The 12,622-nt window shown below is 45.0% G+C and carries 9 protein-coding genes and 1 tRNA gene; 4 read left to right on the top strand and 6 right to left on the bottom strand.

The window, feature by feature from the left end:
• Window positions 1–56: 56 nt before the first annotated feature.
• The 5 genes from QUF61_RS08865 to QUF61_RS08845 all read right to left on the bottom strand — a co-directional run bounded on the left by QUF61_RS08865 (window position 57) and on the right by QUF61_RS08845 (window position 8,449).
• Window positions 57–2,177, bottom strand: a complete 2,121-nt coding sequence (locus QUF61_RS08865) for a two-component system response regulator (RefSeq protein ID WP_177428698.1) — start codon at window positions 2,175–2,177, stop codon at window positions 57–59.
• Window positions 2,174–4,363 carry an ATP-binding protein gene (locus QUF61_RS08860; protein ID WP_289681370.1) on the bottom strand — a complete coding sequence of 730 codons (2,190 nt, stop codon included), beginning with the start codon at window positions 4,361–4,363 and terminating at the stop codon, window positions 2,174–2,176. The genes QUF61_RS08865 and QUF61_RS08860 overlap by 4 nt, the downstream gene beginning before the upstream one ends.
• A 2-nt stretch (window positions 4,364–4,365) precedes the next feature.
• Entirely contained in the window at window positions 4,366–4,893 is a 528-nt protein-coding gene (locus tag QUF61_RS08855; protein ID WP_289681369.1) for a YfiR family protein, read from the bottom strand.
• Window positions 4,893–6,842: a TonB-dependent receptor plug domain-containing protein gene (locus QUF61_RS08850; protein ID WP_103922446.1), complete on the bottom strand. Its 1,950-nt coding sequence runs from the start codon at window positions 6,840–6,842 to the stop codon at window positions 4,893–4,895. The genes QUF61_RS08855 and QUF61_RS08850 overlap by 1 nt, the downstream gene beginning before the upstream one ends.
• 338 nt (window positions 6,843–7,180) lie before the next feature.
• Window positions 7,181–8,449: a cytochrome c family protein gene (locus tag QUF61_RS08845; RefSeq protein ID WP_103922447.1), complete on the bottom strand. Its 1,269-nt coding sequence runs from the start codon at window positions 8,447–8,449 to the stop codon at window positions 7,181–7,183.
• 364 nt (window positions 8,450–8,813) lie between these two features.
• Here QUF61_RS08845 and QUF61_RS08840 point away from each other — a divergent pair, with 364 nt between their 5' ends.
• Genes QUF61_RS08840 through QUF61_RS08830 form a run of 3 tightly spaced genes read left to right on the top strand, consistent with a single transcriptional unit; the run spans window position 8,814 to window position 11,171 of the window.
• Window positions 8,814–10,277, top strand: coding sequence for a multiheme c-type cytochrome (locus QUF61_RS08840; protein ID WP_289681368.1), 1,464 nt, complete (start codon window positions 8,814–8,816; stop codon window positions 10,275–10,277).
• 4 nt (window positions 10,278–10,281) lie between these two features.
• On the top strand, window positions 10,282–10,923 hold the full coding sequence (locus QUF61_RS08835) for a cytochrome c3 family protein (protein ID WP_103922448.1): 642 nt from the start codon (window positions 10,282–10,284) through the stop codon (window positions 10,921–10,923).
• On the top strand, window positions 10,920–11,171 hold the full coding sequence (locus QUF61_RS08830) for a hypothetical protein (RefSeq protein WP_103922449.1): 252 nt from the start codon (window positions 10,920–10,922) through the stop codon (window positions 11,169–11,171). The genes QUF61_RS08835 and QUF61_RS08830 overlap by 4 nt, the downstream gene beginning before the upstream one ends.
• Window positions 11,172–11,590: 419 nt before the next feature.
• Here the strand turns inward: QUF61_RS08830 and QUF61_RS08825 are convergent, their stop codons facing one another.
• Window positions 11,591–12,421 (bottom strand): glycosyltransferase family 2 protein, encoded by an 831-nt coding sequence (locus QUF61_RS08825; protein WP_289681367.1) that lies wholly within the window; start codon window positions 12,419–12,421, stop codon window positions 11,591–11,593.
• A 102-nt stretch (window positions 12,422–12,523) separates the two neighbouring features.
• Between QUF61_RS08825 and QUF61_RS08820 the strand changes: the two genes are divergently transcribed.
• A tRNA-Met gene (locus QUF61_RS08820) sits at window positions 12,524–12,600 on the top strand.
• Window positions 12,601–12,622: the final 22 nt, after the last annotated feature.

The raw sequence follows: 12,622 nt of genomic DNA, 5'->3' as shown, positions 1-12,622 counted from the left end.
ATGCAGTGGCTTTCCTGGAACACCGATATGTGGTGTTTCAGGAAATCCAGTTTAGTTCATTTCAGATTTTTTTGTAAAAACTGATACAGCCTCTGGGCAGGTACAGGCTCCGAAAACAGATAGCCTTGCCCATAGGGGCAATTAAACTGGCGCAGAGTATTACTCTGTTCTTCAGTTTCAATACCTTCTGCGACAACCTGCAAGCCCAATCCTTCACTCATGGCAACAATGGCGCGCACTAAAGCTTGATCACTGCCATGACGGGCCACTTCACGCACGAAGGCCTGGTCTATTTTAACCGCATCTACGGGAAAATTTTTCAGATAAGATAAAGAGGAATAGCCCGTACCAAAGTCATCCAGATAGATGCGAAAACCCAAAGCCCGCACCTGTTTTAACCACGCCGCCACCTTATCTACGTCTTTGACAAAAACACTTTCCGTAATCTCAAGCACCAGCCGATCTGCGGGTAAGTCCACTTCATTAATAAGCTGCTGTAACCATGCAGGTGAAACTTTTTGTGGGATCTGATAAGCCGATACATTCACTGAAGCATAAAGTTTCAGACCCTGCTTATGCCATTTTGCAAGCTGGCGACAAACTGTTTCCAGCACCCAACTACCAATGGGACAAATCAATCGGGTGTCTTCTGCGATAGGAATAAATTTTTCTGGAGAAATCAAACCCAGCGTGGGGTGCTGCCAGCGTATCAATGACTCAACACCTATCGTTTTTCCTGTCTGCAAGTCAATAATTGGCTGGTAATACATCACCAGTTCTTCGCGTTCAATGGCAAGGCGTAATTCTGATTCCACGCGACTGCGTTCAAGAAATTCTTTTTCCATGCTGTCAGTGAAAAACTGTAATTGCTGCCGCCCGTTTTCTTTAGCCCGAAACATGGCAAGATCAGCATTACGCAACAACACTTCAATGTTGTCACCATCATCAGGGAACATGGCGATACCAATGCAGGCACCGAGTTGCACCTGATAACCATCCACCTCAAAAGGTTCATTTAAAACTTTGATAATTCTTGATGCTACGCGCTCACTGGACATCTGATCGACTTGGTCGGTCAGCATCAACACAAACTCATCGCCTGCGAGGCGGGCTGCGGTATCCACTTCCCGGCTCTCAGACTGTATCCGTTTTGCAACTTGTTGCAACAACAGATCACCAATGGTATATCCCATTGCGTCATTGAGTTGTTTGAAGCGATCCAAATCGATAAATAATAAGCTCAGTTTACGCTGTTTACGCTGATGCTCTTTAATGGCGTGGGCAAATCGTTCCAACAGCAAATAGCGGTTAACCAGTCCGGTTAAGGGATCATAATTGCCCCGGTAACGGATATCTGCTTCAGTCAGTTTTCTGCGCGCAAGGTCACTGTATTGTGAAACATAACCGATAATTTCATGCTGATTATTACGAATCGCGGTAATCATTTCCCATTTGGGATAGACCGAGCCATTTTTACGCCGGTTCCAGATTTCTCCTTCCCAGCAGCCTTCGGTTGTCAACTTATCCCACAATTGACTATAAAATTCCTGATCATGATGCCCGGACTTGAGCACCCGTGGCGTTTGCCCCGCCACTTCTTCAAGTGTATAACCGGTCAATTCGGTAAATGCGGGGTTTACCCGGTGAATAACGCCTTGCGCATCCGTCAACATAATGCCTTCACTGCTGACTTCAAAGACGACGGCTGCTTCTTCAAGCCGATGTTGAATACGCTCCTGCTCACTTAATAAGCTGCGTAGTTGTGCATTTCTGGAAACCAGTGATTTTTGTAAGTGCTGAAAATTTAAGTGGGTTTTTACTCTGGCCAATACTTCTTCAGATTGAAAAGGTTTAGTGACATAATCCACACCACCTGCTGCAAAAGCCCGAATTTTGTCATCGGTTTCCTGCAAGGCGCTGATAAAAATGACAGGAATATCACAAGTCTGTGGATTTTTTTTAAGTTGGGCGCAAACTTCATAACCATCCATGCCCGGCATACGAATATCCAGCAAAATCAAATCCGGTGCTTTGCTCTGCACAGAACGCACTGCCAGTGCGCCATCAGGGGAAACCCGTACCTTATAGGCTTCTTTACTCAGGATGTTTTCTAACAGCGCCAAGTTGGCGGGGGTATCATCCACCACTAAAATACTTGCTTGTTGTTTTTCGCTCATTGCCCGACCCTGTTCTTTTCTATCCATTCTAACAGTCGCTTGGACTCATAGCTTTCAGCCCATGATGCCAAAGTGCTTCCAAGCTTTTCATCCTGTTGTTTGACGACATTTAACAGACTCAAAATTTCCATGCGGCTACCTTCAACCACAGCCTGTTCCAACCTGTCAAACCAAGTAGCCGGACAACTAATCTTAGCAGAAAGTCCGCTTTCCTGTTGCTCAGTTCGCTGGCTATTCTCAGCATAACACCATTTTACAGACAAATGAGTTTGCAACAAACGCAATAAAGCATCATTATCAATTGGTTTACAAAGATGTGCCTGACAACCTGCCGCCAGACTTTCTGCATAATTTTCCTTAAAAGCACGGGCGCTGATTGCAATAATTAAATGATTGCAGTTATCGGTACGTGCCAGAATGCGGCGTGTCGCACTTAAACCATCCAGCTTGGGCATGACTAAATCCATCAAAATAACATCAAATGCTTGCTTTTCAGTCAATGCCATTGCCACCAAGCCATCTTCTGCCTCGGTGATAACAAAACCCAGTGGCTCCAATAAACCACGCAACACTGCACGATTATCCTGGTTATCATCCACTACCAACACTTGCAAAGCATCGCTTTTACCATCCAGACGCTGATAAGCAACAATCTTGCTGCCAGTCTTGGTATCAGTTGTCTGGTGTTCAGTCTTGCCTGCTGATATTTGCTTGAGTACTGGTGCAGGTATCATAACGCTAAAACAACTGCCATGTCCTGTTTCACTATCCAGTTTAATACAACCCTGCATCTGTTTAACCAAGCTATGGCTGATAGCCAAACCTAAGCCTGTACCTTGCTGTTTATACTGATCATCACAGGTTTGATGAAAAGGGTTAAAAATTTCTTTATGGCGGGCTTCAGGAATCCCAATCCCCGAATCTATCACTCGAATCAACAGCTTGCCCGCCTGATATTCCGTTTCCAGGTTCACTGTGCCTTGTTCAGTGAATTTTATGGCATTGCCTAACAGGTTCAGACACACCTGACGTAAGCGTTTTTCATCTATTTTTATGATGTCCGGTAATTTACCACGGGTTTTTGCCTGGAATGTAATGCCCTTGTCAATTGCATGCAAACGGAACATGTCACTTAATTCTGTAAAAAACCGACTCAGTTCACAGGGACCGGGTATCAACTCTAAGCGTCCCGCTTCGATTTTTGCCAGATCCAATACATCATTAATCAAGGTTAATAAATATTCGCCACTACGTTTAATCGTTGCCACGCTTTGCTGCTGCCCTGCATTAAGCAAGACATCGTGCTGGAGAATCTGTGCATATCCCAATACTGCATTAAGCGGTGTACGCAGTTCATGACTCATGCTGGCAAGAAAAGCACTTTTTGCCCGGTTGGCTGATTCTGCTGCCTCTTTGGCTTGTTCCAGATCAGCTGTGCGCACGGCAACCATTTCTTCCAAATGGGTTTTGTGTTCCAGCAGTTCCTGGTCACGTTGCTGCACCGCTTCCAGCATCATGTTAAAACCATGTGCAAAAGTATAAAACTCATCACCACTGCGTGCATGAATCCGTTGGCTATAATCACCACTACGCGCAATTTTATCCGTAGTGGCGACAAATCGTGCCAGTGGCATTGAGACCCGGCGGTTTAGAAATTTTGAAATCAACAAGGCGACGCTTAAAGCAAACCCCAAAAGCAATAAAAAGATCAAAAGTAGTCGCTGTTCTAGTGCGCGGAACTTCCCCATATCCGATACCAGAACCAGGGAGCCAATTGTTTTATTTTCAAAATGGATAACTTGATGTATGACTAAGGCTTTATCCGTAAACTGCTTTTCCGGCAAAGCCGCTGGATTGGTAAGGGTTTTGCCATAATGCGCCAATTCCCGGCCATCAGGATAGAGTAATACGGCTGCAACCAGTTTAGGTGAGGCCTGCAAGGGATTAAGCAATTCTGTTGCAGCTTTTTCATCATCAAATAATAATGCCGGGATACTGCTTTCAGCAAGTGTTGCCCACTGCACATGCATGGCCTGGGCTTCGTGTTCCAATAAGGTATTGCGAATTTTAAAGCCCATGATGATAAACAACAGCATTATCAGGCTAATCATCACCAGTACGGAAAGGCTGATGGTTTTGTGGATGGATAAGGTATGGAGACGTTTATCTTGACGGCTGTGATGCATGGCTATTGTACTCGGTTACGCGCTAAACCCAGAATACGCGCATTGATTTCCAGGCCTTCCCAGGCAATCGCGTCAAGATTTACTGAGAAACGGTATTTATTACCTTCCCGAAATAGCTCAATCATGCCGCCACTGTGATTAAAGCCGGGCAGATCACTGATAGTTAATACCGCTGTATTCGACAATTGTGCTAAGATTTCATTGCGTCGATAAGCATCGTGATGACCAAGATAGACAATGCGGCAATAGTGTAATTCATTCAGCACAACTCCTCGGTGCACCTCCAATTTCTGATTTTGAATAGCTACCTGGGCATATTTTCGTGTCATCACTGCACCGACAGGTTCAGCTACGGTAGGAAAGCAAATGACCATATTTGTTGTAGTATTAACCGGCCAGCGGGTGAATTTAGCAAAATTAATAATAAATGCTGCTTTGATTTCAGCCGATTTCTTTGGCTTATCTCCCGCACTGAGATTGCCGGTAAAACTCAGCATCAACAGTAATAATCCTGCTATTTCATATCGCATCAGAAGCGCCATTCTGATTTAAGATAAACGCCACGTTGAATTTGTATGGCTTCCGCCTGAGAAAAAAGACTCTCCTTCTCAGGATGTTGCTTATCTAGTAAATTTTGCCCCACTAAGCTCAATTCCAGATTGTGCCAGGGTCGCCATGCCAATCGCAAGTCGAGCGTTGTATAAGCGGGTGTCGGCAAAACCCCCTTATATGTAGAGACATGTTTCAGCCAGGCATCCAATTCAGTATGTGGGGTTGGTTTATGAGAAACCCGCAAAGACCAGTGATGCAGTGCATGTTCCAATTCTGTATCAATATAACTGTAAGCACTGCTGATACGCCAATTATTCACAGGACGCCAGTCAAAAGACAGTTCCATACCTTTGCCCTGTTGTTTGCCTGTAATATTTTGGGCAAACCAGGGAAGCTGTAAACGATCTGCCAATACATTGACCGTACTGCCATCCCATAGAAAATCAACATGTTGATCATATTGGTGAAAAAAAGTCACCCATTCCACTGAAAGATGTTGACTCCATTGGCCCCGATACCCCAGTTCAAATGCATCCATGACTTCTGATTGTAAGTCCTGGTTGCCCAGTGCAATGATTTCCATTGGCAGCGGAAACGGATTCTCTGCTGACTGTGCGGGAATGGTGGCCTGACGCAACCACATATCATTCTCGGCGCGGGATGGGGTGCGAGTTGCGTGAGAGACACTTAGCCACACCCCATGACCAGCCTTGGGGTGCCATAACAGACGTGCATTTGGCTGAAATTCAAAACCGGTATAATCATTATGTTCCAGACGCCCTCCCAAGATCAGCTTCCAGCGCTCTGCCTGCAATTCAATCTCATCCTGAAAAAAGATAGAATACAGTTTAACTGTACGTTCTGTAGGCGTAAATACAGATACTTTATCTGCAACATTACGATACCCGCCCCCCCAAATCCATTCATGACGACCACTACGGGCTTCATGGCGTTGAAATTCTAAATCCACAGTCAAGCGTCGGTCTTCGATATAAGGCAAATTAGCATGGGTATAATCCAAAAAACCTGTCAGCTTCATTGTGGCTCCATCTATGCCTACATGTTGCCAACTCCCACTCACAGCAGCACCATCATAACTTTCTTTAACCAGGCCTAAGGTTTTCCAAGGGGGGGCAAGCAGGTTGAACGCTTCTCTACTCTGACTGCTACCACGATAGTAGTTGGCATTGAGCGATACCTGATCGCCATGAATCAAGGTATCCCAGCGACTGCTCAAGCGTAAACTGTGCGCCCCATCATCGGCAGAGGCCTCTTGCAGGTTAAGACTCTCATCAACTCGGTGCAGTTTGGCGCTAAGACGCAGAAAATTATCTTCACTAAAGGCCATGCCGTGACGTAATGCCAAGATACCGCGTTCTTCAGTGCCCGCCGTGGCAGCCAGCATAGTGCCCTGGCTATCACCGGCATGACGGGTAATAATATTAATTACGCCATTAACTGCATTCGCCCCCCATACCGCAGAACCTGGGCCACGAATCACTTCAATGCGCTCAATTTCTTCCAATAACAAATCCTGGGTTTCCCACATGACACCTGCAAACAACGGGGTATACAAGGTGCGACCATCCAGCATCACCAACAATTTATTGGCAAAACGATCCACATTGCCACGAATCGACACCGCCCAACGACTGGCATCAATGCGCCCGACATTAATACCCGGTGCCAGGCGCAGTGCTTCAGGCACACTGGTTGCGCCAGAGCGCCGAATATCCTCGCGGGTTATGACAAACACCGATGCCGCAGACTGGGTAATAGACTGGGGTTTTTTGGATACGCTTGTTACTTCCATATCCATCAGTTCTTCGATGCTTAATACGCCATGTTCCTCAGCAGCAATATTGAGACTAAAAAAATAACTGAGTATGGCAACAAAAATAAAAATGATTGTTTTGCTTTGAGTCATCTTTAAATGCCCCTTTCGGATTTACAAGATAATATCCAATCCTAAACTTTATGATAATGTACTACAGAATAAAAGCTAACACATATCAGTTTGTTTTGATAAATTTTCACCAGCCCACATATAACTTCTTGTAGCCCACAAAACAGATACGCCACCCAGACATCTATGAATATTCATTTGCTTGAATACAACATTGATAGCTGGATGGCGTATTAAAATCTACCACAGATTTAGCAACGGTTGTTTAGTACATTGTCAACTTTATTTTGATGTATACCAGACCTTCCAGGTTTTGAAAACCTGGAAGGTCTTTTAATAAACCAACCGTCATTAGAATGCTAGAGACTGAACTCAGCACTGGCAATCATTTGTGGCGCAACCAGATCTTCCGGCAAATGCTTGAATTTTTTCACCAGCCCCGGCCACAGCAAGTTGTAATATAATTCACCACGTACCAGCACCACGCCTTTAGCAGGAATATCATAACTTAAGCTGCGTTCTTCATAAGGGTTAAGACGTGTATCTTCACCTGATTGCTTGGCAGTCGGTGGTGGTGCAGGTTTGCCCTTGTCATCTTCCAGTTTATAAACCAGATAAGCTTGTGGATCAGTTTTCGCAGGATGTCCCTTGGCATTTTCCCAAACCACATTACCTTCAGTATCATAAGCTGTTAATTTCATATAAATATTACGAAACGGTGCACCAGTAGGCAGGCTGTGCGGCTGTTGGTTTTTCAGGATAACAGTGGTTTTAATACTGTCACCGGTTTTGTTACCACTGATGTCAAATACCACAGCACGTTGTAATGTGGCTAAATGATGACCACCGCTCATGCTGTGATCGGCAACCTGACCATTAATCGGCATATGACAGGATAAGCAGCTGACCTTCGCCTGACTGGTATCAAATTCCTTACCGGTCTGGCACAGCGCAACGCCATGTGGGTTATTACGTTTATCATGACAACCCATGCAGGCATCAGAGGTTTTAACTTGCAAGGGATTGCTTTCCATCGGCAGGGCCGGAACTTCCTGACCATCCATCGTCACAGGCTCGCCCAGATGGGGATTGGGTTTTTGCTCATCGCCGCCAGCGCCACCAAACATATCATTGGCTGCGGTTAAATTTTGCAGGCCACGATTGGAATGACGTCCAGGGCCTTGGATTTTATCTGAGGTTTCATAAGCTTTAATGCCCAGACGTAATTTGCCATTTTCCCCGTCAATACCCTTATATTTTTTTAAGGTATGACAGACAACGCAGTTTACACCTTCAGAATAGGCCGGTTTCGCGTCCAGCTTGGTCGTTTTATCTTTTGCAGCATTGGGTGCATGGCAATTTAAACACACCGGGAACTTTCCAGATGCTTTATGTTTGACGCCTTCCTTGGTGGGATCGCCCACCACTTTTTTATAAAATGTACCATGAATCGGGTCTTTCAGCGCGGTACTTTGCGCATGCATAGAACCTTTCCATTGCTTATAGACTTCTTTATGGCACAGCTTACAAGTTTGCGCAGAAACCTGATGAATAGGCTGAGCATAACTACTGACACTCAGACTGGTCCAAGCTAAAGCGAGCAATCCCGCAAATTGTTTTAAATACATAACTTCCTCCTGTGAAGTTTTTTATTAAGGAGTGAGGATGAAATAAATGCAGAAACTGGGTACAGAATTTTTATTCATTTTCAAGGCGTGAAAACAGGCATATAGCAAGCTATGTAACGGTTTTCATAACGTAGAAAATGGAGAAAAAAACCAGCCAGGTTGCTGAAGTTATAAAATTCTCACTCCTAAGCACTAATGTAACGCAGGCCTAATGTGCATGAATTGGGGTTATTCTGTCAATAAGTATTAGAATTTAATAATATTTCCATGTACTTTATTTTAATATTTTAGATTGAAAATAATAAGCACTGATGATAGTTTCTTTAGCAAACGAGAAAATAAAAGCCAAAAAAGGACAAAAATAATGCAATCATGGAACAAAACGCAACCCCCCTATTTCATTCAAACATTTATTTTCATGTTGGCAACCCTGCTGACATTTCCTGTTTATGCCGTTAAAGTCACCTTAGACCCTGCAAACTGGGGATTAGCACAAGGCAAAAGCTGCATCAGTTGTCATCAAAAATCCTCTGCGGGTCTGACCCATCAATGGCAGCAAAGCGCCCATGCCCAGGCCAAAGTAAATTGCTTTGACTGTCACCAGGCCGATGCCGGTGATGCCGATGCGTTTGAACATGAAGGCGAAGTGATAGCCACAATTGTGTCACCCAAAGATTGTGGACGCTGCCATCAAACTGAAACGCAAGAAGCCACGGCTTCAACACATAACAAAGCCCTGTTGCATTTGGAGCAAAAATTTCCCAAACTGGCTCAGAAAAATGATGGGCAGGGACTCAAACAAGCCGGTTGCACGGATTGTCATGGCACTCGCGTCACCGTGAAAGCTGATGGTACGATAGCACCAGATTCCTGGCCTAATACCGGTATTGGACGCATCAACCCCGATGGTTCTATCGGTTCTTGCTCGGCCTGTCATGGACGACACAGTTTTTCCAAAGCACAAGCCCGTGACCCGCAAGCCTGCGCCTGGTGTCATAGCGGCTCAGAATCACCTGACACGGAGAGTTATGCCAGCTCTAAACACGGTATGCTGTACCAGAGCCATCGCGCAGACATGAATTTAGACAGCGAACAATGGGTTACGGGTAAAGATTACGCCGCAGCCCCAACTTGCGTGACCTGCCACATGAGCGCCGCACCCGGTATCAAATCCAGTCATGATGTGAGTATGCGCAGCGCCTGGGAACTCAGCACACCAATTTCTGAAAAACAAAGTCTGGTTATTTTTGCCGACGGTGATCGCCGCGAAGTGGCTGAGTCAGAACCTGCGCCCAAGCGTGGTGCAGCATTGGCAAAAGTTGATGGCAGCATGGCAAAAGTCAAAGCCGTGGCATCCCCAAAACGGCGGCGGCAAATCATGAGCAAAGTATGCATTGAATGCCACAGCAAAGGTTTTACCCAGGGTTTTATGCGTAACTTTGATAATTTCGTCAAACATTACAACGAAAAATATGCCAAACCCGCAGCCGCCATTATGCAAGACTTGTATGCGCAGGGAAAACTCACACCTGAAAAACTAGATGAGCCTTTAGAGCAGCATTATTGGCAACTGTGGCACGATGATGGTATTCGTGCGCGTCATGGCGCGGCAATGGCCAGCCCAACTCAAGCCTGGACAGAAGGTATGCATCGTGTTGCGAAACGCTTTGATGGCGATTGGACAAATCAGTTAAAAGCTTTAGTGGGTGAACAAGAAGCCTTGCGTTTATTGCAAAAATACACGGGTGAAACCGATGCAGCCAAGGATGCAATTGAGGATGCAATTGGGGCGGAAACCGCTGAAAATACACAAAATACAGGGAAATAAGCGCATGAAACTTAAATTACCTGAATTTATCACCCAACATGTACTGATTGCATCCCTGATTGGTGGCCTGTTCGGCATGGGTTTTATCCTGGCCTTGATTGAGTTTGATCACTACACCGGCACCGAACAATTCTGCACCACTTGTCATTCCATGCAACTGGTTGCCGAACCTTATTACCAGTCAGCGCATTATATGCCGACATCCGGTGTGCGCGCTGATTGTGGTGATTGTCACGTTTCCGAAGGCGTATTTGCCGCCACCTGGGATCATTTTATCGGTGGCAAGGACTTACTGAAACAAATTTTTGGTGCAAATTATGACGATCCGGTGGTCAGTGCTTTACACTTACCGGATGCTGCTTTTGCCGCACGCAAGTGGTTTAAGGACAGCGACTCAGCCACCTGCAAGCGTTGTCATGTACAGGATGCCATTAACGGTATGCGCCCAGCCACACAGCAGATTCATCAGCAGGAAACTGAGGGTAAAAGCTGCATTGATTGCCACTATAATCTGGTACATCGCAAAATCCCCCATGAAAAAACCTTTAAGCGCGAGGCCTGGAACCAGATGATAGAACAGGAATTTAAGCTAAGCCCTGGCACGGCAGCAAAGTTAATGAAAAATAACCAGGATGAAACACAATGAGAAAGTTATTATTGATTGGCTGTAAAACCATGCGCGAAGGCGTGGTGGTTTCATTCATCTTTTTTATTTTCAGTATATTAATGATCCTGGCGGCAACCAATATTGTACCAACATTGTTTTATATGAATTTTATTATATTGCTTGCCGGTTTTTCATTGTTGCTGTTTGCACCGTTGATTCTGGTTAGCACTTATCTGCTGACTGTGTTGCCTGGTATGCGGGATAAGTTGAAAGATTGCGAACACTAACCCGGATATTTCATGAAGCAAGGGCATGAGCATATTTATGAAATATCCGGGCTAATGACAGTATGCACCTGCTTATACATGAAATCTGGTATCCATGCTCTATATCCAACACACACTGGAAAATCCGTAGCGCAAACATGCTACGGAATAGCTGTCGCAACCTTGATGGCATTTAACTCGACTCTCAGGCAAAAGCTTAGCCACCAACATTGGTTTTTTGACAGCTTGCGATTTGGTCTAAGTTCTTGGATGCCTTGATTAAGTTCATCAATAAATTTGCTGATGAAGGGTAGTGGTTTGGTAAAGAGTATCGGTTTTCTCCTGAATCAGGCAGGACTATCTATAAATTAGATGCTCATTTACTGAAAATTGTTAAATTTAAAATCCTTGATAGTCGAGTATTATAAAATTCTTATTTTTTAGTGTTCAGTCTTCTCATTACCTGTCTGGAAATTAAAAGATAATTTCAGATAGCGATAATACACACCTTCGGCATTAGAAACCGCCAGCATAAACCCTTCCCGCCCATCTAAAAAACCCAGCCGTAAAAAATAGGTACGGATAAATGTCCATAAACCGTGCAAAACCGCTTTACGCAAACCGCCACTTTTACCTTGCTGTGCATAACTTTCCGCGCCTGCCGTGGAGTAGTGATTGACTTTATTCAATACCGTTTCCAGATCGGGAAATGAATAATGTAATAAGGGGTTTTTGAGCCTGCCAATTTTACCCTGTTGTATTTCCAGCTTTTCATGTACGGGCAGATCACTAAAATGCGCGGTCTCACGTTTAAATAAACGCAACACATAATCAGGATACCAGCCGCCATGATGCATAAAACGACCACAATAAGTGGACAGGCGGGGAATATGCCAGCCATTGCAAGCCTGTGGATTTTCCAGCACCTGCTCAATTTCCTGTTTCAGTTCTGAGGAAACCCGTTCATCCGCATCAATAGAAAGCACCCAGGGTTTACTTGCCAGATCCAGCGCGCGGTTTTTCTGTTTGCCAAAACCGGGCCAGTCGGTTTGCTGTATACGAGGATTGTAAGCTTGCGCCAAAGTCAGGGTTGCATCGGTGCTGCCGGAATCAACAATAATAATTTCCCCTGCCCAGGACACGGATGCCAGACAGTCCTGGATATTATGGGCTTCATTGTGGGTGATGAGAATGACGGACACTTGAGATAGCACACTTTCTGAGGCGGCCTGTTCTGAAGTTGTTGATGAAGTCATGACAGAATTTTGCATAAATAACCTGAATTTTAATTTATATGAAAATAAACGTTGACAAGCTATCCGAGTATACCTATAATTACCGCTTCTTCAAGACGAGCATGTAAGAAATAGTGTTGCGGGGTGGAGCAGTCTGGCAGCTCGTCGGGCTCATAACCCGAAGGTCGCAGGTTCAAATCCTGCCCCCGCTACCAATTCACAGTTTTACACTGTGTC

Source organism: Candidatus Venteria ishoeyi (assembly GCF_030378065.1).
Lineage (GTDB): Bacteria > Pseudomonadota > Gammaproteobacteria > Beggiatoales > Beggiatoaceae > Venteria > Venteria ishoeyi.
This window is presented reverse-complemented; position numbering and strand designations above follow the sequence as displayed.